The sequence below is a fragment of the Alkalispirochaeta alkalica DSM 8900 genome (assembly GCF_000373545.1).
Taxonomy (GTDB): Bacteria; Spirochaetota; Spirochaetia; order DSM-27196; family Alkalispirochaetaceae; genus Alkalispirochaeta; species Alkalispirochaeta alkalica.
Genome location: NZ_KB891691.1, coordinates 181973 through 204549 on the forward strand (window position 1 = coordinate 181973; position 22577 = coordinate 204549).

Annotated in this window: 18 protein-coding genes, 1 tRNA gene and 1 other RNA gene; 14 read left to right on the forward strand and 6 right to left on the reverse strand. The window is 59.8% G+C overall.

Translation table 11 applies throughout. From position 1 onward, the window contains the following. Nucleotides 1-20: 20 nt before the first annotated feature. The 11 genes from B071_RS15100 to ssrA all read left to right on the forward strand — a co-directional run bounded on the left by B071_RS15100 (nt 21) and on the right by ssrA (nt 14367). Nucleotides 21-1064: a spiro-SPASM protein gene (locus B071_RS15100; RefSeq protein WP_438829517.1), complete on the forward strand. Its 1044-nt coding sequence runs from the start codon at nt 21-23 to the stop codon at nt 1062-1064. A gap of 917 nt (nt 1065-1981) precedes the next feature. Continuing rightward, on the forward strand, nt 1982-2710 hold the full coding sequence (locus B071_RS0100785) for a cytidylyltransferase domain-containing protein (protein WP_018525194.1): 729 nt from the start codon (nt 1982-1984) through the stop codon (nt 2708-2710). 1141 nt (nt 2711-3851) lie between these two features. Further along, nucleotides 3852-4592: a class I SAM-dependent methyltransferase gene (locus B071_RS20380; RefSeq protein WP_438829518.1), complete on the forward strand. Its 741-nt coding sequence runs from the start codon at nt 3852-3854 to the stop codon at nt 4590-4592. 89 nt (nt 4593-4681) lie between these two features. After that, entirely contained in the window at nt 4682-6277 is a 1596-nt protein-coding gene (locus B071_RS0100795) for an ATP-grasp domain-containing protein (protein WP_438829519.1), read from the forward strand. A 395-nt stretch (nt 6278-6672) separates the two neighbouring features. Continuing rightward, the gene (locus tag B071_RS20385; protein ID WP_438829520.1) at nt 6673-7374 is read left to right on the forward strand and encodes an N-acetylmuramoyl-L-alanine amidase family protein; all 702 of its coding nucleotides are present in this window, start codon (nt 6673-6675) and stop codon (nt 7372-7374) included. 585 nt (nt 7375-7959) lie between these two features. Further along, entirely contained in the window at nt 7960-8961 is a 1002-nt protein-coding gene (locus tag B071_RS0100810) for a flagellar filament outer layer protein FlaA (RefSeq protein ID WP_026244874.1), read from the forward strand. Nucleotides 8962-9064: 103 nt separating this feature from the next. After that, nucleotides 9065-11563: a chemotaxis protein CheA gene (locus B071_RS0100815; protein ID WP_018525200.1), complete on the forward strand. Its 2499-nt coding sequence runs from the start codon at nt 9065-9067 to the stop codon at nt 11561-11563. A 12-nt stretch (nt 11564-11575) separates the two neighbouring features. Continuing rightward, on the forward strand, nt 11576-12937 hold the full coding sequence (locus tag B071_RS0100820; RefSeq protein ID WP_018525201.1) for a CheR family methyltransferase: 1362 nt from the start codon (nt 11576-11578) through the stop codon (nt 12935-12937). A 9-nt stretch (nt 12938-12946) separates the two neighbouring features. Beyond that, complete coding sequence (locus B071_RS0100825) at nt 12947-13423, forward strand: chemotaxis protein CheX (RefSeq protein ID WP_018525202.1); 477 nt, start codon at nt 12947-12949, stop codon at nt 13421-13423. Nucleotides 13424-13425: 2 nt separating this feature from the next. Then, the gene (locus B071_RS0100830) at nt 13426-13860 is read left to right on the forward strand and encodes a response regulator (protein ID WP_018525203.1); all 435 of its coding nucleotides are present in this window, start codon (nt 13426-13428) and stop codon (nt 13858-13860) included. Nucleotides 13861-14016: 156 nt separating this feature from the next. Beyond that, nucleotides 14017-14367: a transfer-messenger RNA gene (gene ssrA / locus B071_RS18845) on the forward strand. Between the two features lie 105 nt (nt 14368-14472). Here ssrA and B071_RS15115 read toward each other — a convergent pair. The 6 genes from B071_RS15115 to B071_RS0100860 all read right to left on the reverse strand — a co-directional run bounded on the left by B071_RS15115 (nt 14473) and on the right by B071_RS0100860 (nt 19340). Beyond that, nucleotides 14473-15309, reverse strand: coding sequence for a mechanosensitive ion channel family protein (locus B071_RS15115; RefSeq protein WP_018525204.1), 837 nt, complete (start codon nt 15307-15309; stop codon nt 14473-14475). After that, nucleotides 15306-16154 carry a DUF432 domain-containing protein gene (locus B071_RS0100840; protein WP_498365784.1) on the reverse strand — a complete coding sequence of 283 codons (849 nt, stop codon included), beginning with the start codon at nt 16152-16154 and terminating at the stop codon, nt 15306-15308. Before B071_RS0100840 ends, B071_RS15115 begins: the two co-directional genes overlap by 4 nt. Further along, a tRNA-Val gene (locus B071_RS0100845) sits at nt 16122-16195 on the reverse strand. The genes B071_RS0100840 and B071_RS0100845 overlap by 33 nt, the downstream gene beginning before the upstream one ends. A gap of 81 nt (nt 16196-16276) precedes the next feature. Further along, nucleotides 16277-17119 (reverse strand): inositol monophosphatase family protein, encoded by an 843-nt coding sequence (locus tag B071_RS0100850; protein WP_018525206.1) that lies wholly within the window; start codon nt 17117-17119, stop codon nt 16277-16279. A 2-nt stretch (nt 17120-17121) separates the two neighbouring features. After that, nucleotides 17122-17577, reverse strand: a complete 456-nt coding sequence (gene smpB, locus B071_RS0100855) for an SsrA-binding protein SmpB (RefSeq protein WP_018525207.1) — start codon at nt 17575-17577, stop codon at nt 17122-17124. 47 nt (nt 17578-17624) lie between these two features. Further along, nucleotides 17625-19340, reverse strand: coding sequence for an SUMF1/EgtB/PvdO family nonheme iron enzyme (locus B071_RS0100860; protein WP_018525208.1), 1716 nt, complete (start codon nt 19338-19340; stop codon nt 17625-17627). Nucleotides 19341-19492: 152 nt separating this feature from the next. Here B071_RS0100860 and B071_RS0100865 point away from each other — a divergent pair, with 152 nt between their 5' ends. The 3 genes from B071_RS0100865 (at nt 19493) to B071_RS15120 (ending at nt 22474) form a co-directional block, all read left to right on the forward strand. Further along, nucleotides 19493-20476 (forward strand): S26 family signal peptidase, encoded by a 984-nt coding sequence (locus B071_RS0100865; RefSeq protein WP_018525209.1) that lies wholly within the window; start codon nt 19493-19495, stop codon nt 20474-20476. A gap of 108 nt (nt 20477-20584) precedes the next feature. Beyond that, on the forward strand, nt 20585-21166 hold the full coding sequence (locus B071_RS0100870; RefSeq protein ID WP_018525210.1) for a S26 family signal peptidase: 582 nt from the start codon (nt 20585-20587) through the stop codon (nt 21164-21166). Between the two features lie 51 nt (nt 21167-21217). Next, on the forward strand, nt 21218-22474 hold the full coding sequence (locus B071_RS15120; RefSeq protein ID WP_018525211.1) for a coproporphyrinogen-III oxidase family protein: 1257 nt from the start codon (nt 21218-21220) through the stop codon (nt 22472-22474). The last annotated feature ends 103 nt before the right edge of the window (nt 22475-22577 follow it).

A 22577-nucleotide genomic window follows, 5' to 3' on the forward strand; every position in this document is an offset into this window, starting at 1 on the left:
CCTGCGACGACTACGCGCTCCTGCGCCTCTCCCTCACCGTCGATTCTCGGGCCAATTATCTCCTCTGCCGCGCCCTGGCCGAAGAGGGGCTGGGAAAACCCTGGGAGCCCCCGCAGGTCCTGGATCCCTTCAGGGAGCGATTCCCCGACGGTGACGATCCCCTCCTGCAGCGTATTACGGAAGATCGGCTTCTGGGACGAACCCTTCCCCGGTACATTCAGATCCAGCTTACCACGCGCAGGGCCCAGACCCCCCTCTTTCTTCCTCCCGTGCCCGGCGCTCCTTCAACCGAAGATGGTCGCGAGGGGTCTCCGGAAGAGGCGCACCGGGACATGAGCCCCGAGACATTCGGGGCCATCCTGGACGAGATCGCCACCGTTGCCCCCGAGGCGGTGATATCCCTGGGGTATTACGGGGAGCCGGGACTCTGTCCCCGCTTTTCCGAGCTGCTTGACGCGCTGGAACGGGTGCCCCGGGCNAGGGTGTATCTGGAAACCTCCGGTACGGGCTGGTCCAGGGAAAACCGCGAGGCCCTGCTGGCCCGGCATAATCTGCTGGAGGCAGTGATCGTCGAGGTTGACGCGGCCCGGGAAGAGACCTACCAGGCCCTGCGCGGCNCGGGGTGGGAAGAGGTTCAGTCTTTTATCGGGGAGATAGGGCAGACTCTGGCGGGCCGAATCTACGTCCAGGCCACGCGCATGACCGATAACGAGTGGGAACTGCAGGATTTCTTCCGCCACTGGCAGGACCAGCCCGGCCTGACTCCCCTGATCCAGAAATACAATTCCTGCGCGGGGGTGCTCCCGGATCGNCGCGTGGCCGATCTCTCGCCCCTCGAGAGAGTTCCCTGTCGCCATCTGGAGCGGGATCTGGTCATTCTTGCCGACGGCAGGGTGATCGGCTGCCTCCAGGATCTGCAGGCCCAAACCATCCGGGGAGTCTGCCCCCGGGACTCTCTCGTGGCGATCTGGGACCAGGGCAAGGACGACTATGGACGCCATCTTCGCCAGGACTATCCCGAAATATGCAGGAAATGCGATGAGTACTACACCATCAACGCGTGATCGGAACGTCCCCTACACCGTGGTAGGCCATCGGCAGCAGAAGGCCGATCCCTCCCTCCCGGCCCTGGTCCTCCTGAACCGNAGCTCCCGGCTGGTTCGGCGCGACTACATCGCTGCCATCGTAGAGCAGGGCTTCTCGGAGATCATCTCCGTGGAACTGCGGGAAAACGCCTATACCGTGGAATCCCTGAATATCGAGTTTCCCGCCGTTCGCTTCCTTCTGCTGGACACGCCCGTGAACCCGGGAGCGCAGATCAACCTGGCCCTGGGGCTGATCGCCGCCGAGACCGTGCTTGTCATGTGGTCCACCATGGAGCTGCCGGGAAACCTCCTGCGGGCGAGGGATACCCTCATGGCAGGAGGCNCCCTNTGCCTGGCCCCCTCCCTGCGGGGAGAGCGGGGGGAGCAGCTTCCGGTGGTGCAGGTTCCCGCGCTCCATCGGCGGGCGCTGCGGGTCATGACCCTTCCTCTGCGAACAACGGCCCTGGACACGCTCTTCCCCTTCGACTACGTGGGCCTCTACCACCGTCTCAGGTTCGAACAGGCCGGAGGATTCGACGAAAAGATAGAGCGCTCCTTCTGGCAATGCCTGGACCTGGGGTTTCGCGTCGCCCTCTGGGGCGGCCATATTCGTATCGACCCCACCTTCCGGATGAGCTATCGGAGCATGCCCGAACCGGAAGANCAGACCGCCGGGGGAGGGTACGACCGCTTCTACGCCCGCAACCTGGCAGTACGCCTCCGCGAGAAAGGCCCCGCCGTCTCGCCGCTCCAGGCGCTTCCCTTTGCCCTGCGGAGCGGAGGAAGCCTCCTCGAGACATTCAGAATCTTCTCTGAGGCCTCCCGATGGGTCGAGAAAAACCGCGACCGCTTTCGGCGGGATGCCAGGACGGTGATCCGCGAATGGAGTGTCGATCATGGATAACCTGGCGACCTGCGTCCCGGACAANGCGCGTCCCGGAGAAGAGACAGCCGTTTTCCTGCAGGTNCGCCTGGCCTCGACGCGGCTGCCNCGAAAGGCCCTTCTCCTTCTCTCGGGGAAACCCGTGGTTCTCCACGCCATGGAAGCCTTGCGGACCCTCCCGGTGGACCAGTTCTGGCTCGTCACCGACGAGGAGAGTGCTCCGCTCCTTGAACCCTGGGCCCGCGAGGGCGGTTTCCGGGTCTTCGCCGGCGATGCCCGNGACGTNCTTCTCCGGTTCTGTCAGGCTGCAGGTCATAGNGGCGCAGAGGTCATTCTCCGCGCCACGGGAGATAACCCCCTGGTTTCCCGCGATGTCGCACTGGGAGCCCTGAGCCTCTTTTCCCGGATGAGNCCGGACTACGCAGCCCTGCGGGGCAGCCCCCTGGGAACGGGGGTCGAGGTAATTCGTGCAACAGCCCTGGAAGACCTGCGCCGCTTTTCTTCCTCGCCCGGTCACCACGAGCACGTGACCCCGGGCCTCTATGAAAACCCCCATCGCTATCGTCTCGCCATCGAGGAGGTTCCCCAACCGTGGCAAGCCCCCTNCTGGCGGGTCACCCTGGATACGCCCGAGGATTATCAGGTCCTGCAGGCGCTGTACAGCGAGTTGTACCGGGGCAGCCCTGTCACCCTGGAAGAACTTCTTGCCTTCGGCCGCAACCGGGTATGGCGTAGTGCCTAGGCGAATTCTGCTGATCGTCGAGCACCGGCGCGGCCACGGAACGGGCCACCTCCGGCGGTGTGCCACCCTCCTGGCGGAACTCCAAGGGGAAATCTCCTGGTTTCTTCCCCGGGACAGGGGCGCGGCCTGGTACACCCGTCGGGAGGTCTCGGAGATTCTGGGCCCCCTGGTCACTCCCCGGTGGGTAGAGACCCCCCGGGGGGACTACGATCTGGTCCTGGTGGACTGTCGATCCTTCTCGGAAGGGGAGATCGAGACCCTCCCTCCCGGGGCAGTGGTGGCAGGACTCGATGCGCCCGTGCCTCTGCGGCGGTACGCCTCCTTCCTGGTAGACGCCCTGCCTGCCCCGCCGGGATCGCCCCCCGCCAACGTGGCCGACCCGGGGTTCCTCCCGCTTCCCCGGAACGTCCGGTCGGAGTGGCCCCGGAGGATCTCGCGGGTTCTGGTTGCCTTCGGCGGAGAACCNCGGGATGAGCACGTCCAGGACGTGGCGGCCTGCGTGGTGGCGGCCTCTCGNCGGCAGGGACTCTCCGGGGTGATCGTAGAGGCCCTGTGTGGCGATCCCGCTCTCCGAGAAAATCGCCCGGTGCAGGGGGGAACCCCTTCTGTCCAGGATATCCGGTGGATATCCCCCCGACCGGACCTCGCCGAAACCCTGGCCGACTACGATCTGGTCGTCACCCATTTCGGACTTCTCGCCTGGGAGGCCCTCTGGGCCAGAGTTCCCGTGATTACCCTGAATCCCGGCCGCTATCACCGGCTTCTCTCGCGCGCAGCGGGGATCGCTACAGCCCGTTCACGGCGTGAGCTCTCCCGGCTGATCGGGAAGGGCTACGAGCTGGTCCTGGAGCGTTCCCGGGCGGCCCGCCCCGAAGACAAACGGTCCCTGCCGGACCTCCTGAACAGCCTGGTTCTTCCCCGGCGTGTGACCAGCCCCTCGGGGGCTTCAGGACGAAGGGTCCACCAGCGGGCGATCGCGCGCTTTCCTGACCGGACCTTCTTCCGTAATTCCCCGGACGGTCTGGTCTTTCTCCAGAACTTTGTGCCCCAGCAGATCGACTACAGCGAGGACTATTTTTTTTCCGAGTACCAGGCCCAGTACGGGCGCACCTACCTGGAAGACTTCGACTCCATAGCCCGGGTGGGAGCGCGGCGGATCGCCGATATTCTGAAGCATCTCCGCCCCTCTCAGAGCGCTCCCTCGCTTCTCGACATCGGGTGCGCTTTCGGGCCCTTCCTCGCAGCGGCTTCCCGGGCGGGCTGTCGCGTTCTGGGGTTCGAGATCAACGGGGAAGCCGTTCGTCATGTCAGGGAGAACCTGGGNCTCGAGGCCTGCCAGGGTGATCTCATGGATCTGGAGGAGGTCCGGGCCCGGGGTCCCTTCGATATCGTCACGCTCTGGTACGTGATCGAACATATTCAGGATCTCGATGCGTTTCTCCAGAGTCTTCACAGTCTTCTGAAGCCCGGCGGTATTCTGGCCTTTTCCACGCCCCACGGCAGGGGGATCTCGGCGCGCCGATCCCTGCGGACCTTCTTGAGCAACAGTCCCCGGGACCATTATTCTGTCTGGGATATCCCCTCGGCCCGGCGGGTGCTGAAACGGCACGGCTTCTCCCTGCGGGCTGTCCGGGTAACGGGTCATCATCCCGAACGGTTTTCTTCGCGTCTCCCGGCGGGATGGCATCCTGTTTTTCTGGCACTGTCGCGAATCGCAGGGCTGGGAGATACTTTNGAGGTTATTGCNGAACNTTCGCACANGCCGGATTTCGAGGGCAAACCGCAATTCGAAGGCAAATCGGAATTCGAAGGCAGACCAGGATATGCGGGCAGACCGGAATGCGCCGACGGAGAAGCAGAAACGAAGCGAGTAGTGGATTAACCAGTATGAAGCATGAACAACAGGAAACCGCCAGTAGCTCCGGCACCGATTCCCCGAAGGGTGCCCTCTTTATTCTTGGAGGGGGAACGATGCAGCTCCCTGCCATCGCCGCTGCCCGGCGCCTGGGGTGTGCCGTCCACGTGGCAGACGGGAACGCCTCCTGTCCCGGTGCGTCCCGGGCAGACCGGTTCCACCACATCGATCTGCGCGATCAGGAGGGGCTCGTGGCCCGTGCCAGAACGATCCCCGATCTCAGGGCGGTCTTCACGGCCGGTACCGATTTTTCCACCTCCGTAGCAGCCGTGGCCGAGGCGTTGGGGCTGCCGGGTATCTCCCGCGAGGTCAGCGAGCAGGCCACGGACAAGGCCCGGATGCGCCGCGTCCTGGCCGATGCGGGCGTCCCCGTCCCCCGGTTTATCGCCCTCCGGGGGGCGGATGAGCTCCCTTCCCGGGACATCGGTCTGGAGTTCCCCCTGGTGGTCAAGCCCGTGGACAACATGGGCGCCCGGGGTGTCATTCAGGTGGGTGATCCCTCGGAACTTGATCGGGCGGTATCGAGGGCCCTGTCTCTCTCCAGGCGGGGCAGGGTGATCCTCGAGGAGTTTATTCAGGGCCAGGAATACAGCCTCGACGCGATTGTGGTAGATGGGGTGGTTCATATCACGGGAATCGCCGAGCGCCATATTTTCTTTCCCCCCTTCTTTGTTGAACTGGGTCACACCATACCCGCCGGAATCACCCCTCGGGAGGAACAAGCCCTGGGCGAAACCTTCCGCAGGGCTATCGCCGCCCTGGGCATTACCCGCGGGGCAGCCAAGGGCGACATCTTTCTCGATACCCGGGGCGATGAACCCCGGGCGGTGGTAGGCGAGGTGGCGGCTCGCCTCTCGGGGGGCTACATGTCAGGCTGGACCTACCCCCTGGCCACGGGAGTCCCCCTCTCGGAAATCGGCCTNAGGGTAGCTCTGGGAGAATCTCCCCGGGGTGAGGACTTTGCTCCCTCGCGATCGCAGGTCGTGGCCGAACGGGCGCTCATCTCCTGCCCCGGAAAGCTGGTCTCCCTGGTCGTGCCCGCAGAGGAAGAGCGTCCCCCGGGGGTGGAGGAGCTCTTCCTCTGCGCCACTCCGGGCGACCGGGTCTCTCCCCCCTCGAACAACGTCGAAAAAATAGCCAACGCGATCGCCTGGGGTCGCGATGCCCGGGAGGCAGAAGAACGGGCCCTGAAGGCCCTGGATCAGATCGATCTCCACCTCGCGCCGGGCGACGGCGAGACCGAAGCCTTCCTCTTCGCTCCCGCCGGAGCCGGGGCCTTCCGTCGCTACCGTCTGGAAAACTGCCGGGGAGAAGAAATCTCTCTTCAGGATCTTTCCCTCTCCTGGTGCTACGGTGACGGAGATGCGCTCTGCCGGACCGTNCAACGGGGCGATCCCCTCCCGGTGGTNCCTCTCCCGGAGGATCTGCGCTGGGAGCGGTGCTACCCGGTCCGGGAAGCCCGGGAGGTCCTGGCGGACTGCNTCGATCGGGGCCGTGTGAGGTTCACCACCCCCCGTGACGCTGCCACCGGGGAGGGCGGGGCGGCTGGCCGGCTCTTCTGGAGTGCCTTTTCCGCAGCGGGCCGTCAGGGGGTTATCTATCTCCTGGACGCGCTTCTGGCCGGGAGGGTCCCCCAGGAGGTTTCTTCGTGAGGTTGTGGCAGGGAAAAGGGGCGATCGTCTTCCTGGGAATTCTCTTTCTGGGTGGAGGTGACCTCCTGTTCTCCCGATTCCCCGGAAACACTCTCCTGGCTGGCGCCGAAGCTGCCTCCCGAAACGGAGGAAGCCGTGCCGAAGAGGTCTCGCTGGAGTCCCTGCTGGAGCGGGTCTCGGCGCATCTCGAGTGGGATCCCTACCGGGGTCGGGGAGCGATCGTTCGTGGTGGAAGGAGCCTCTCCTTCGGCACCGGCCTGGGCTACGCCGTGGAAAACTACAGGCGTCTTCATCGCGTGGAGCCCCCCTTCCGGCGGGAGGGCGCCCTCGTCTTTCCCCGGGCCTTTCTCGACCTCGCCCTCCGGATCTTCCCGCCCCCCGATACGCTCCGCAGTGTGGGCGCCATCTTCATCGACCCCGGACACGGCGGACGGGACCCCGGGGCGATCGGGCGGCACGCCTTCGGTGAAGAGCTGCGGGAGCTGCGGGAGAAGGATCTGGTCCTCGATGTGTCGTTGCAGCTGCGGGATCTCCTGGAGGGGCGGTTCCCCGAAAAAAAGATCGTCCTCTCCCGGGAGGACGATACCTACATCACCCTGGAAGAGCGAACAGATCAGGCCAACCGGATTCCCNTGGCTCCCCACGAATCGGTTCTCTTCGTCTCGATCCACGCCAACGCCTCCCTCAACAGCCGAGCCAAGGGGTTCGAGGTCTGGGTTCTCCCCCCCGAGTTCCGACGGCGCGATCTGGTGAATCCCGAACGGGTGGGCGTGGAGGACCCCGAGGTTCTCTCGATCCTGAACACCATGAGGGAGGAGGAGATCACCCTGGAGAGCGAACTCCTGGCGAGAAATATCCTCTCCGGCCTCGATGCGGCTGTGGGAGCGGAGTCGCCGAACCGGGGGATCCGCGAGGAGAGCTGGTACGTGGTGCGTAACGCCAGAATGCCCTCGGTCCTGGTGGAGATCGGATTTGTCACCAACCGTGATGATTTTGTGCGACTGGAAGATCCGGCCTACTTGCGGCGAATCACGCGGGGAATCTATACTGGCGTTTTAAATTTTATCGAGAATTTTGAAGAGGTGGGCCGTGATTAGGGTGCGAATAATGAACCGGATCAGCGAGTGGTGGCAGAACAGAACCGTTGCGGGATGTACCNTGGNAGCGGTGCTTCTTGCCGTTCTGGCTGGAACACTGCTCGTTCTGGCCCTTGCGCCCGGTCCCCGGCGCCGTGTGGTGTTCTGGTTCCCCGACACCGCAGGGGCACACGCAAACGCCGAGTGGCGGTATCTTCCCCGCCGGGAGACGCCCCGGGAGTTTCTGGAGCTCTATCTCTCGGAGATGCTTCTCGGTCCCGTTCACATGGGATCTTCCGCCCTGGTGCCGCGGGGTGTGGTNTTCCGGATCGTCGCCCTGGGCGAGGGAGGGCGACTTTTTGTGGACCTTTCCCCGGAACTTCTGGTCGGTCGGGAAGAAGAAGTTGATATGGACCGATTATTTGCTCTTCTGGAGAAAAATGTCGTGCATAATTTCGGGTTTGTGAAAAATGTCATAATTACCGTTGGTGGAGATTTGCCGAATGTTCCCCGGTTTTCTTTCTCGCCGTTGACAAAGCAGAATGGCGCGTTATAATTTGATTGCAGTAACGTAATAACCCGGACTATGAAGTAAAGGAGACATGGATGAGACGTTCCGTCCTATTCGTTTTAGTTTTTCTGCTGTTGTTAGGTGCCGTCGCCGCTGACGAGGCGGTTCTCATTGATTTTGCTACGCTCACAGCGGACTATCCGGCTGACAATCCGCGCCACAACGAGCGGACTCTGGTGGATTACAGTATCGCTGCGGGAACCAGCTTCACCGAAGAAGAAAAAGCAGAGATGCGGATCTCTCTTGCCATCGACTCCTGGGAGGTCGATCTGGCTTCATCGTCCCGAAACGTGACAACCATCGCCGACAGCATGGTGCGCTCCGCCCCCGTGCGGGCCGGTGCGAGTCGCTACGAGGGTGAGACTGTCATGGGCGTCCGGGTCCGTTTCCCCACGGAGCCCTTTAACTCCTGGGCGCTGATTCGTCCTCCCTTCGAGATCCCCGCCTTCGCCGACCTCGAAGTTGTCGATGATACAGGCCAGCTTGTTGTGCCCCAGGAAGAGCAGGGCCGCGGCCGTAAGTTCGACAACTTTGGCGTGGTAAAGAACGTGGGGGTTCTGCGGTCGGTCTCCATGAACGTTCACGGGCTTAATTTTCCTCATTCCATCGCAATCGTCCTCCAGGATGAAAACAACCGGGAGCACGAGATTCTCATGGGCAACCTCCAGTTTGACGGATGGCGAACGCTCGAGTGGAGAAACCCCAGTTATATCTCCGAGGTCCGCAACCGCGAGGTGCGCACCATGCCTCTTTACCCGAACCTTTCCCCCATGAGGAAACTCATCGGTATTCGGGTGTACCGCGATGCGTCGCAGGTTGGCGGTGATTTCATCACCTACATCAAGGACATCAGCCTTACCTACGACCGGGCGGTCCTGCAGCTCGAGCGGGACATCGACGACGAGGCAGTCTGGGGGATCCTCCAGACCCGTGAGGAAACCCGGCGGGATGCCGAGTTGCGGCGCCTGGGGAACATTCAGGTCCTTCGTTACCTGGAAGATCGCAAGATGCACGATCCCGACGCTATCGATGGGTAACCGTTGGGCAGTGGGGTGAAACAGAGCGGCCCTTCGATGGAAACATCGAAGGGCCTTTTTTCGCTTGACTGACGTTTCCAAAAGCACGAGAATTAAGGCAATTATGAGCGACTATCTTGATCCGACAAACGAGGAACTGCTGAAGGATTTCTTCGTAGAGGCTGAGGCACAGATCGAGGTACTGGAAGGAAACATTCTGGTACTGGAAAACGATCCCTCAAACGGGGATGCGATTGACGAGCTCTTCCGGGCGGCCCATACCCTCAAGGGTGGTGCCGGCACCGTACAAATGAACGAGCTCGCGGAGTTCACGCATCTGGTGGAGGACTGTCTGGATATCATCCGGGAGGGAAAGATCCGGATCCAGGAGTCCACCGTTGATACGCTCCTGATCGCCACCGATGTAATCAAGGCCATGTTGGAAGAGCGTCGCCACGGCAAGATATACGCCGAGGATGTCTCGAAGATCGAGAAAGACCTTAAAGATATCCTCAGCGGTTCCTCCGGAGTTGCCGTCACCTCTCCGACCCCCGCCGGGAGTAATGTTGCTCCCGATCCCGGCCAGGGCTCTCCGTCGGCCGGCTCCGCCTCCTCTTCCGGGGAGCTCTCGGAGTACGAGCTCCTGGAACTGCGGGAAGCTGCCCAGGGTGGGGAAACGCTCTACGCAGTGCGAATCCTCTTCCGCGAAGATAACCCCATGAACACCGTGGGCGGGATCCACCTCTTCTCGGTGCTCAAGAGTTTCTCCACCGTNCTGAAGACAACTCCCGATTTCGATGCGCTCTACCAGGATATGTTTCATCCCGTCGTTACCTACTATATTGCCACCTCGGTGGATCCGGAGTTGCATCGGCGCAAGCTTGAAATTTCCGATGTCACCGAGAAGGTAGAGTTCTCTGAGGTCCTGGCCGTTCCCGGTGATAGCAGCAGTCAGGCACGTGGCCAGGTCGAAAGAGCTGCCGTGCCAGGATCCTCTTTTTCGGGGGGTGGCCCAGCTGCGACAGGGTCTGCACCGGCTGGTTCCCCCAGCCAACAGGATGAACTCTCTCCCCAGGAACTGGTCGATCAGCAGGCGGCAGAGATCTCGGCATCACTTGCCCAGGCCAGCTCCGGTGCCGATTCGGACAACGGTTCTGCACTTTCGTCCAACGGCTTGGACAGCGGTTCTGATGATTCCGCTACTTCAGCCGATTCCCGGAAGAAGCAGGCCTCGGGGTCGGTCCTTCGCGTTGACAGTCGCCGAATCGATAATCTCTTGAACCTTGTGAGCGAGACGGTAATNAACAAGGCCGCGTTCAACCAGATCAGCAACGATTTTTCGGACAATTTTTCAACCTTCCAGGAGGCTGAGGGCCAGTACCGGGAGCGTCTTAAAGAGCTCTTCGATTCCCTCCCGGACTACCTCGAGCAAATCCAGCACGGTCGGGTGGTCAAGGAAGTCAAAGCCGAGATTAACGAGCGCTTTTCTGATCTGCCAACTCTCTTTAACGAGTTCCAGGGCGATCTGAAAGGATCTGTTGCAAAGTTTCGCAACGCCTCGCAAAACCTGGGTCGCATTGCGGGCGAGCTCCAGGAAGGTGTCATGCGCATCCGCATGGTTCCCATATCCCAGATTTTCTCCCGCTTTCCCCGGCTGGTGCGCGATCTTTCCCGATCCCTGAAAAAAAAGATCGACCTTCAGATAGAGGGAGAGGACACGGAGCTCGATAAATCGGTTATCGAGGATCTGCTGGATCCGCTGATTCACTGTGTGCGAAACAGTATCGATCACGGCGTGGAAGACCCCTCAACCCGGCGTGAGCGGGGCAAGAATGAAACCGGCACGGTCACGCTGCGAGCCAGTAACGAAGGCAACATGATCCTCATCGAGATCGTCGATGACGGTCGCGGGATCGACGTCGATGCGGTACGGAAAAAAGCAATCGATCGGGGTATCATTCACCCCAGCAAGCAGCTCTCCGACGTAGAGGCCTTTAACTTGATCTTCGACCCGGGGTTCTCAACGGCCAAGTCGGTTACCAACGTCTCGGGCCGGGGGGTTGGCTTGGACGTGGTCAAGCGACAGATTGAGAAACTCAACGGTACGGTCACGGTCTGGTCCGAGCACGGACGGGGAACACGGTTTACAATCAAGATTCCTCTTACTCTGGCAATCATTCAGGGACTCCTGGTCAGAGTCGGCAAGGAGATGTACGCTATTCCCATTACTTCTGTCATCGACAGCCACCGGATAAAGCCCTCGGAGATCAAGATGATCGATAACTACGAGGTCTTCAACGTTCGGGAAGACGTGGTCTCGCTCATAAGGTTGAGCCGACTTTTCAGAATCCCCACCAACGAGAATCCTGATTATCACTACGTGGTAATCGTCGGGACAAACGAGCGGAAGATGGGGCTCATCGTGGATTCATTGATCGGCGAGGAGGACGTGGTGATCAAGCCCTTGCGGGATCATTTTACAAACTCCCCGGGCATCGCCGGTGCGAATATCACGGGCGACGGAAAGGTTTCCCTCATCATCGATGTCAGTCAGTTGCTGGAACTGGGCCTTCGCAGAGAGAAGGAAGAGCGGGCCCAGCGGGAACTCAAAATTGGATCCTGACCGGAGAGGACAATGGCGATAACGAATACGATTGAAAAGTCTTCAGCCGAAAACGACCAGAAGAACCTCACCCAGGAGGTGATCGATTTTAAAATGGTCACCTTCACCCTGGGAGGGAAGGACTACGGTATCGATATCATGAGGGTGAAGGAGATTGCCAAGTTTGCGCAATTCACCTATGTGCCGAACACCGCTCCCTACGTTCGCGGGGTATACAATCTCCGTGGTGACATCATCTCAATCATCGACCTTCGGTTAATGTTCAACCTCCCGGCGGAGCAAAAGGCCGAGGATCAACCCGAAAACGGTCTGATCCTCAGGTTGGAGACAAACATGTTGGGGGTCATTGTTGACTCCATAGATAAGGTCGTAGGGATTTCCTCTGCCCAGGTTCAGCCCCCACACCCGATCTTCGGAGACATCAACATCAAGTTCATCAGTGGAGTTGCCGAGTACGATGGTCGGCTCTATATTATTCTCGACGTGGACCGAATCTTCAGTCGCGACGAGGAGGAGAGCCCTTCCACCTCGGAGGAGCGTGCCTTCGCGGCTCCTGTCTCTACTGCCTCCCAGGCCTTCCATCACCAGAAGAGCACCGGGGAATCCGACGGAGGGGATAAAAGGCGTTCTGCCGACCAGATAACACGTGATTTTATTCACGAGGGTCTTCAGGCCTTTTCGAAGTTCCATGTCTCTCCCGTCAACGAGCACTGGTTCTCGGGGCGTCTCGGCGAATGGCAGGATCTCAGAAAGGAGCAGGGACGGGACGCTCAGTTTACTGATCTCGAGGATTCCCTGGAATTTCTGAAGCCCTTTTATTCTCACCAGACTGGAGCCTTCTGGGAAGACCGGTATATGGAGAAGATGGCTTCGGCGCTCCCCGAGGTCGAATCCTCGATCGTCCACGTCTGGAATCCGGGCTGTGGCGACGGCCACGAGGCGTACAGTATCGCCGTGATGCTTCGGCGACGGTATCCGGAGAAACAGATCAAGATATGGGCCGGGGACACGGATCTGCTCAAGATATCAACTGCACCGAACCTGGTCTTCCCTCGCGAGAAAGCCCCCCAGAGCTGGGACGAGTACCTCACAAAAGGGAAGAATGGTTTCACTCTAGCTCCGGTGATCAAGGATTCGATCCTCTTCGAGTTCAGCGACATGAAGAACGCCTCGGCCTTGCCGAAAATGGACTTCATTTTCTGTCGTGACGTCCTTTCTTTCCTGAGACCCGATGAACAAAAGAGGCAAATTGCCATCTTTGAAGAAACAATGAAACCAGCGGGGTTGTTAATCCTGGGTGATAACGAAAACTTGTTGGAAGACGGGGCCTGGGAACCGTCGGACGATTTTATCTCAATGTTCCGTTATAGGTAGGAGTAAATCATGCGAGTGGAATACATCAACCCTTTTGTTGAGTCGGCGTACAATATTCTTACGGAAGTACTCAACGAGGAAGTCAAGCGGGGCGATCTGTACTTGAAAAATACCGCTATGCCCATGCTGGGTATCGCTGCGATTGTCGGCCTTGCCGGGGATGTGGAAGGGCGAGTTCTCTTTGACATGTCCAACGACACGGGGATAAAAATAGCTTCCGCCATGCTCACCAGTATGGACATGGAGGCTGTAACCGAGATAAACGATATGGCCCGGGCCACGCTCACGGAGCTTGCAAACATGATTACCGGTCAGGCGGTGACGAAGCTGCATAACCTGGGGTTCAAGTTTGATCTCACACCCCCCGCGATCTTCACGGGGGATAACATGACAGTTTCAGATCCCAGCTTTGAGGCGCTGATCGTTCCCATGGAACTTCCCATGGGGAGGATCGAGATCAATGTGGCTGTCAGGGAGAGGACCTAATAATGAAAACAAAACAAGATTTTCCCAGCATCAACGAGCGCGAGGCGGCAGGGGTCGGCCCCGACGGAAAGCCCTATCGGGTGCTTGTTGTTGACGATTCCATGTTTGTTACCAAGCAGATTGGTCAAATTCTTACCTCCGAAGGTTTTGAGGTTGTTGCTTCTGCCGCTGACGGCGTTGAGGGGGTAGAAAAATACAAGGAGCTGTACCCAAATATCGACCTCGTAACGATGGACATTACCATGCCCAAGATGGACGGGGTCACGGCACTTGAAAAAATCATCGAGTTTGATGCAAACGCGAGGGTCGTCATGATAAGTGCTCTGGGCAAGCAGGATCTTGTGAAAAAATCGCTTCTCGTGGGAGCAAAAAACTATATTGTTAAGCCCCTCGACAGGAAGAAGGTTCTGGAACGAATCATCGCTTCCATTAAGTAACCCTGTCTTTCCGGAATTGCTTTTTCCGGGAAGGTTTCTTCTGGCCGGTCCCCGTGTTTAGTATAATAGCCTCTTTTTGTGCCCGTCAGGTTGATGGGCATAAAGAGCTTGACTGGGGGAGGGGATATGTCGTATCCTCAGGGTAGCTTTGATTTNGGGGGTGTTCCGGATTCGATTGGGGTGGTCCCGTGTAACTCGTTGCAGGTGGAGCGTCATCTCCTGATTGACACCTTTTTATCTGCCGAAGAAGCAGACTTTCTCCCTGTTGCTGCGTAAGTAGCCAGGGCGGGCGTGGGTTGCGCCGTTCTGAGCAACTCGTTGCTTGACAGAAACCAGGACTTGCCACCGGTTGTTTCCGGCTGATCGGTGGGACTCTTTGCCGGAATAGAGCGGCGTACGGTCTGTTCGCGCACCAAATACGCTGCCGACACTTTAAAGCACGAACTAAACCTGTAGATGCGTTTTGCCGGCACCTTAAGACGCGGGTTCAACTCCCGCCACCTCCAGGGCTTCCCGGCCAGCCGGGAGTACCGCCGGTCCAGACCGACCACGTCTGGACTGGCAGTGCTCCCGGTTTTTTTAGCTTTTTAGGCCTCTCTCTTGCGGAGTCTTCTACCCACCATAGGGGGGCGGTCCTGCGTCTGTTTCCGTTGCAACCATGATCGTCGCTGTCTGGATGTGCAGGCCTCTCGTCCTGAAGACATGTTGTATGGCCGTGGTGACGCTGTTTCGAACCAACACGGTGTGGGGGCGCTCAAACCAGACCCCCAGGAGAAGGGACCAGCCGTGAATGGTTTGTTCTCGCACCATGGTGATAGGTTCGGGTTCTTCCAGCGCCAGTGAGCACTGTCGCGCCGATGCGCGAAGAGCATCAAGTGAGTTCTCGATGGACTGTGCGATTGGGATCGTAATAATGAAGTCCAGTCGCCGGACGGGAAACCGGGTGACGTTCGTGATGGTCTGTTCCAGAAGGTGCTGATTGGGTATTCTTAAAAGCACGTTATCGAAGGTTCTGATCTTTATTGAGAGCAGGTCAACGGAATAGACCGTTCCCATCTGCTCCCCTACCTTGAGAACATCGCCTATCTCGAAATAGCGCTCCGAGACGAGAAAGAAGCCGCTTATTATATTGCTCAGGCTGGTCTGGCTTGCGATACCTACGGCGATACCCAGCACACCGGCAGCACCCAAAAGTCCCGATACGCTCACACCCGTCGCGTTCAGAACGCTAACAAAGAGGATCGCTGTTCCTGTATAGAGAAAGACCTTCCGCAGAACTTCCCTGGTCTGCTCGCGGAGCCCCTTGGCAAAACTTCTCAGAAGAATCTGTGAGACGATCCGGAGGACGATAATGCCCGCCAGAAAAAAGAGGAAGCCAAGAACAATTTTTTCCCAGTCGGCCGTGGTTCCAACGGAGAGATTCCTGAAGAAGCTGGAAAGAACTCTCATACCGCCAGATCCCTCAACCAGAGAAAACTTTTCCGGATGAGATCGCCCGAGGAGGCCTGGCGCTGTACGGCGCATTGCCTGGCGCCTCCCCGTCGGAGGGCCTTGCCGTCACCGTATGAAATCTGACTGAATTGGTCGGTGCCCCGAAAAGCCACCTTTACGTGGTTGCTCACGATACCGTCATCGGTCTGGTAGAGGTCGAGATGAACCGCCCGCAGGAGAAACCTCTCGAACCACAGGATCGACGACGAATCATTTGAAATAGTAAGGGGGACCATATACTGGTCAGCGGACTGATCAGGAATATCCAGGGGGACGAAGGGGATTTGATAGGCCGATTCTCCCGACTCGAATGTTCCAAACCAGGTTCGTTTGAGGGGCGCTGTGGGCAAGTCGAGGAAGGTCTCTCCTCCGATGATCTGCTGGCTCACCGGGGCAGTGACTACCTGTATCCAGAGAGGGAGAAAAACCTGGTAATGCACGGACGTTCCTGGAGAGAGCGCGATGGGCTGATCCGGGCGTAACAGAATCGGTTTGTCGTGGGTGGCAGGAAGAATGTGGGGGAAACTGTTGCGTGCCGGAAGAATGGTTCGGGACTCGGCCAGTCTGTCGGTGAGGAGGATGCCCCGGTTTGTATATTCGATCTCCCAGCCTGTAAGGGTCCGCGTAAAGGACATCTGCAGGGAACCCCAGGAAAAAACCCGGGATTCGTGCTGATCAAGGTGTATGGGGCCCCAAATACGCATTGATCCCCCCAAGCGGGGCAGTGCCGCACTGCCAGAAGAATAAAAAAACCGGCCTGAGGCCGGTTTTGGGCGGTACTGGAGTTGAACCAGTGACCCCATGCATGTCAAGCATGTACTCTAACCAACTGAGCTAACCGCCCTTTCGAAGATGCCCCATAGTACGGTAAATGGGGCATCCCTGTCAAGATCCCGGAGAGCTTTTTGTTCCCCCGGTTTCTGCGTTATGCCTCTGGTTTCCCCAGGGCGAGGACAGCCCTTTGGAGCTCTGCCGTGGCGCAGGCCAGGGCACTTGTTCCGATGGCGGGGCTCTCGCCCTGGAGGTTGCAGAAGACGCCGCCTGCCTCTCGCACAATTATCCCCAGTGGTGCGATATCCCAAGGGGACATCACCGGATCTGTCATGATATCTATCGCGCCCCGCGCCAGCAGCATGTAGCCGTAAGCGTCGGCCCAGGTTCGGGCGGCGAGGCAGTGCTCCAAAAGGCCAGTGCTGAGCCGGGGGTCCCGCTTGTAGAGATCGGCAGGATCGGTGGTTGCGAACCAGGCATCCTTCAGGGCCGTCGTCGACGAAACCTTCACGGCGCGGCCCCGCTCGTCCCGTGCTCCGTGTCCCAGGGCAGCGCTCACCATCTCTCCTGTAGCAGGAGCGTAGATTACCCCCACCACGGGCTCTCCCTCCCGCAGGAGGGCGATCAGGGTAGTGTAGAGGGGGACCCCTCGAATGAAGGTCTTTGTTCCATCGATGGGATCGATCACCCACTGGTAGGTATGGTCGCCCAGGGTTCCGCCCTGTTCCTCACCAAGAATTGCGTGGTCGGGAAAGCGCCGGGAGATCTCCCTCCGAATTGCCGCCTCTGTAGCCTTGTCAGCGATCGTGACGGGGCTGTCATCGCTTTTCTGCTCCACCGCCAGGTCGTGGCGGGCGAACCAGTCGAGGGAGACGCTCCCACCGATCCGGGCAAGGTTTTGCGCAAAATCGAGGAACATCAGGAGTTCGGGTTCACTCTGCTGTGATGCCGTCCCATGCCGTGCGGCCACGTCGGTGTTCAGTCCATTATCAATCATGGTTACAATCCCTTTTTGAGTTCGCGGTCCATCTCCCGCTTTTGATCTTTTGCCTTCAGTGATTCCCGCTTGTCGTAGAGCTTCTTGCCCTTGCAGACCCCCAGGGCCAGCTTTATCAGACCTTGTTTGAGATAGAATTCCAGTGGAACCAGAGTGAATCCCTTTTCGTCCACCCGGCGCCGGAGGCGGTCCAGTTCATCGGCGTGGCACAGAAGCTTTCGCCGTCGCGTTGGTTCGTGGTTAAAGAGATTGCCGTGGGTGTACTCCGTGATGTGGAGTCCCACCAGCCAGAGCTCGTTCTGGATGATCCGTGCGTAGGCGTCGGCGAAGGAAAACTTTCCTCGGCGCATTGATTTAACCTCGGTTCCCTGGAGGATAATGCCAACCTCGAGGGTATCTTCCACCAGGTATTCGTGAAAAGCCCGACGATTTCGGGCAAGTGTTTTTCGTTCAGCCATTGTCGCTCCCGATGATCAAAGTTACATTCACCTCTTTTGTGAGGACCCTACGAGGGCTCTGTGAGGACAAGGCGAAACCCCAGAAAGGGCGTTGCCCATTCCGGAGGCTGGCTTCCCCGGACCCCCGGAGCGGGAAGGCGAGCGTTCGCAAAGCTCCCCCCCCGTACCGTGGCGTGGTACCCCAGAGAGGGAGGAATGATATGGCCGTTCTCTCCGTACCAGTCCCTGGTCCACTGCCAGAGGACCCCCTGCATGGAGGAGAGCCCCAGAGCCCCCGGCGCGTCCTGATCAGAGGTCTGATCAGAAGAATCAGTACCCGGTGGCCGGTTTCTCCCGGGCAGGGCGTTCTCACCCCGGTGGCCGTCGAGAAAGGCCGCGTACTCCCATTCCTCCGAGGAAGGCAGTCCGATATGCGTCCCGGGGGGAATTTCCCCCGCCCCGAGAGCCCTCTCCTGAACCCATCGGGCGAAGGCCTCAGCTGCCGGGCGGGAGACAAAACGCACCGGTTTGTGTGCTTCGGGGAAGGATTGGCGGAGGGAGGGGCTCCCGATCCAGCTGCGCCAGTTTTCCGGCCAGTCCTGAAGGTAGTGGGGGTCATCGCTCTCTTCGGGAGCCCACTGGTCGTTCTCCGAGGCAAAGAGAGCGAACTCCCTGCGTGTGACCAGGTCGGCCTGGATCCAGAAGGGATCAGAAAAATCGACNATTCTTCCCGATGGCCCCTCCTGGTGAAGAGGGTAGCCGGTTATGTACGGACCGGCAGGGACCTCTGCGAAGGTCAGTCCCCCGGCCTTCCTGGTTCTGACGTCCGGAGGGAGTCCTTTTTCCAGAAAACCCGAGGTGACAAGAATGCTCGTAGATCGACCATCCTCGCGCTTCCGGGACCACTCCGAAGCAGCCGAGAGGAATTCCTCCCCGGGCTCGGCTCTCAGAAGATCTTCGGGAAAAAGGTTCTCGGCAAGGCGGAAAAAATCCTGATAATCAGTATCAAGTTGTATAAAAAAATGTACAACTCGAGCCANGGACCCCGCGTGGAGGACTCCGCCGGGATTTTGTACGCGCAGGGCAGCCCCTGTCAGATCGGCGATCTGGTGGGGACGCGCGTGAGCGAGGAGGTTTCGGAGATAGGCTCCTTCGACGGGGGCGCTTCGGTCAGGCCACGCCTCGGCATCAGGCCGCGCCTCGGNAGGGGGCACCGGGGATTTTTCATCGGCGCGGGCGACGGCTGGAGTGGAGAGGGCTGCCCAGAGCGCGCGTGCTCCATCGCGTGCCACGGGGGGGTGCTGAAACTGTCCTCCGGGATCGGTTCCCAGAGACCAGGCGGCGAAGTCCGCTACGGCCCGAGCCCGGATCGCCTCCCGATCGGCCTCGGTGAAAGGAAGGATCACCGTAGCCCGCAGGGGAGCCACCAGCGTGCCCGTCNAGCGTCCCCTGAAAGAGATTGCTTTGGTAGCGTTTTCAAACCCGGNGAGTTCAGCCCGTATTTCCCGCTCTCCGGCGGAAACAAAAGTCTCGAGAGGAGTTTTCCCCCGNAGAACACCGTCGATATAGACCGATGCTCCGGCAGGGACAGTCTCTATGGTGNCCACCGTTCCGTAGCGCCTGATTCCAGGGAAGAAGAGAAGAAAAAAGAGAGCTGTTGCCAGAATGAGGCCCCAGAGGAGGGGNACGTACACCCCGGGAGCAACACCCCAAAGGGGTGATAACTTCACAGAGATCGTCTCAAGCTCTTCTTCGGAGGTCACATCTTTCCAGGTTTTTTTCATAGTGTTCCCATGTCAGGTTTTTCCCATACCCGGTGTGGCTCGATTCCCGGTAGCTCCAGTCGGGAGTATAGGTACCCCATCGGGCTCTGTCAACGCGCGGTTACCAGACCGGGAGCTTGTCAACGCCTCTGTCGCGTGGTAGCCTCCCTGCCATGCGCGGGTTTTCTCTTCGCCTGGTACAGTGCACGGAACGTCTGCTCACCCTGAGGGCTCGCCGAAAGGCCCGGGCACGCCTGAAACAGGCGCGCAAGCACCCTGTTCGGGACTGGGTCGAGGCCTTTTTTCAGGCAGCGCTTCTGGTCCTGGTGATTAACCAGTTCTTCCTCCAGGCCTATCGTATCCCGTCTGGCTCAATGATCAGGACCTTTATCGAGGGCGACCGGATCTTTGTCAACAAAATGATCTACGGTCCCGAGCTCCTGCCGGGGTTGAAAAAGCTCCCTGGTCTTGTGCGGCCCGAGCGCAACGATGTCCTGATCTTCCTGAATCCCTCCTACATCGGCAGGGGAACCCTCTTTACCATCGCCCAGCGAACCATCTATATGCTGACCCTCTCCCTGGTCGATATCGACCGGGATGCGATNAGCGACGAGGCCCGGGCGCAACTGCTTATCAAGCGGGCCGTGGGGGTCGGCGGGGACCGGTTTCGCAACGATCTGTACGGGAACCTGGAGGTTCTGCCCCCGGGGGGGGACCAGTGGATCTCCGAAGAGGCTTTCCAGAACCTCACGGGAGAACACTACACCCTGCAACGTCTGCTGGACCGCTCGGATTACGAGCTCCTTCACGAGGGAGCTCGGGCACTGGCGTACCGGGATCTCAACCTTTCCCTCTCGGATCAGGAGTCCCGAGCTCTGGAGGCGCTCCGCCGGGGCGGAATTCGGGATCCCTTTGCCTTTGAGCTGGTTCGNCAGGGGACGCTCTTCGCTGCGGCCCCTCACAACGCCCGGTACCGCCAGCGCTACCAGTTTATTNCTAACGGCTGGTATGTCCCTCGGGACCGCATTTTCGGTCTGGGAGACAACCGGGACAACTCCCGGGACGGGCGGTACTTCGGGCCCGTCCACGAGGACAACGTTCTGGGCAAATCCATGATTATCTACTGGCCTCTGGACAGAATGGGCCGTATCCACTAGGAGCTGTCCTGATGCAAAACACGATTCAAAACACGGGAATTCTGCAACGTAGGGACGTGCGCTGTGAGCGATAGGTCAAAACGCAAGGGGCGGCGAGCCATCGTGGTNGTGTACCTTCTCTTTGCGCTGGCGGTGTACCTGGGATTCCGGAGCTACGGTCCTGCCCTGATCTCGGTTCAGGGAACCTCGCTCGCACCCTTTTTGCTCGAAGGAGACCTGGTNCTGGCTCACCGGGGTACCGCCGTCCTCGAGAGGGGGGCCCTCGTCTTTGCCCGCGCACCCTTTCGGACAACCCCGACCCTGGGGGAACGGATTACCCGGTTCCGCAGGGGGGGGCAGGAATCCTGGCCGGTTCCCGTGGGAAGTCCGGTTCTGCGGTTTGTGGCAGCCGTGCCTGGTGATCGTGTTATCTGGGATCATCAGGCCGTCACTGTGGGGGGGCAAAGATACCCAATCCCCTATCTTCACCCCGATCTTCCTCACCGGCAGGAAGAGGTCCTTCTGGGAGAGGGGGAGTTCTTTCTTTTGGCGCTGGAACCGGGCAGGGCCGATTCGCGGGTCACCGGGGCTGTTTCGGAGCAGGACCTGCTCTTTCGTATCCAGTCGGTGGTCTGGCCCCGGGAACGGAGAAAGGTCCTGGATCCCGGAAAAAAGAAACAGGCCGTATCGGACTCCTCATCGGAGATGTAACCCGGCCATGAACGTCCACACCCCTGATCCCTGCTACGCCTNGGGGNTTCTGTGGCCCTGAGCGACCCCCTGGCAGCCCCCTCCGGGGCTCCCGCGGGGGGACACCTCTATATCCATATTCCCTTTTGCAGGTCACGCTGCGATTACTGTGATTTCTACACCCGCTGCGGTGTATCGGAACGGCGCCAGTACGAAGTGGTGGAGGCGATCGCCCGTCAGACCGATGAGCTGCTGCCCCTGCTTCTGGAAGAGGCTGGCCCCGGACTTTCCACAATCTATCTTGGTGGCGGTACGCCCTCTGCCCTGACGCCCCGGGCAAGGGCACGGCTCTTTACCCTTGTGAGAGAACTGGGCCCCGCCGGGGAGACGACCCTCGAGGTAAATCCCGAAGATCTGACACCGGAGCTTCTGGAGGAGGCCGTCCGGGCAGGCGTCAACCGCCTTTCCCTGGGTGTCCAATCCCTCGACGCCCGGGCGCTTCAGCGAATCGGCCGGAAGATCGATCCCCGGGCCGTGAGATCCGGAATCGACCTGATTCACCAGCTCTGGAAAGATTCAGCGGGCCGCCGGAAGCGCTGGAGTGCCGACATAATCGCAGCGATTCCCCAGCGGGACAGAAANACTCTGGAAGAAGATCTCCAGGTGGTCCTCGCCGCCGGTGCGGAGCACCTCTCGATCTACGAACTCACCCTGGAGCCCGAGACCCTTTTGGGCCGGGATCTNCGCAGGGGAGTTTTCTGCCCCTCCCCGGAGGAAGAGATCCTGGCCGAAGGAGCTTTTCTGGANCACTTCCTGCTGTCCCGGGGATTCTCCCGGTACGAGATTTCGAATTATGCCCTGCCTGGNGGCGAAAGTCGCCATAATTCCGCCTATTGGGAGATGAGACCCTATCTGGGGGTTGGNCCCGGTGCGGTGGGAACCCTTCTCTTGCCCTCACCGCGCCGTCTCACCAATAGTCGGGACCTGGCTCTCTACTGCGGCGCCTCTCCACAGGGTCTCCAGATTGAGGAGATCGCTCCGGCCGACCATCTGAAGGATATCATCATGATGGGCTTCCGCACGGCCAGGGGAGTATCGGACGACCTCGTACAGGCCCGGTTCGGACGATCCCTGGAATCGTGTATCCCCGAGACGATCGCCCGATGGGGTGTGAGCCTGTACCGCGAGGGTCGCCCCGGGGCGCAGGATCAGCCCCTGGAGGGGGCATTTTACCGACTGGATTTCCGGTACTGGACGATCCTGAATACCTTCCTCAGGGAAGCCTTCCAGGAGATCGACAGGACGGGGCCCTTTCCTCCGTGGCTGTGACGAACACAACGGGATGGTGTCGCGATCGATGCCAGGGCGAGCGATGCCAGGGGGGCGAGTGATGGCGAACCCAAAACCTTGACAGCTCCGGGGTCAAGTGGTA

Bases quoted from the DNA above. Each gene is read 5' to 3' on its own strand.
- B071_RS15115 (WP_018525204.1), bottom strand. From the start codon at position 15,309: ATGAGAGTTCTTTCCAGCTTCTTCAGGAATCTCTCCGTTGGAACCACG.
- B071_RS0100810 (WP_026244874.1), top strand. From the start codon at position 7,960: ATGAGACGTTCCGTCCTATTCGTTTTAGTTTTTCTGCTGTTGTTAGGT.
- B071_RS0100830 (WP_018525203.1), top strand. From the start codon at position 13,426: ATGAAAACAAAACAAGATTTTCCCAGCATCAACGAGCGCGAGGCGGCA.
- B071_RS0100840 (WP_498365784.1), bottom strand. From the start codon at position 16,154: ATGGGGTCACTGGTTCAACTCCAGTACCGCCCAAAACCGGCCTCAGGC.
- B071_RS0100820 (WP_018525201.1), top strand. From the start codon at position 11,576: ATGGCGATAACGAATACGATTGAAAAGTCTTCAGCCGAAAACGACCAG.
- B071_RS0100850 (WP_018525206.1), bottom strand. From the start codon at position 17,119: ATGATTGATAATGGACTGAACACCGACGTGGCCGCACGGCATGGGACG.
- smpB (WP_018525207.1), bottom strand. From the start codon at position 17,577: ATGGCTGAACGAAAAACACTTGCCCGAAATCGTCGGGCTTTTCACGAA.
- B071_RS0100825 (WP_018525202.1), top strand. From the start codon at position 12,947: ATGCGAGTGGAATACATCAACCCTTTTGTTGAGTCGGCGTACAATATT.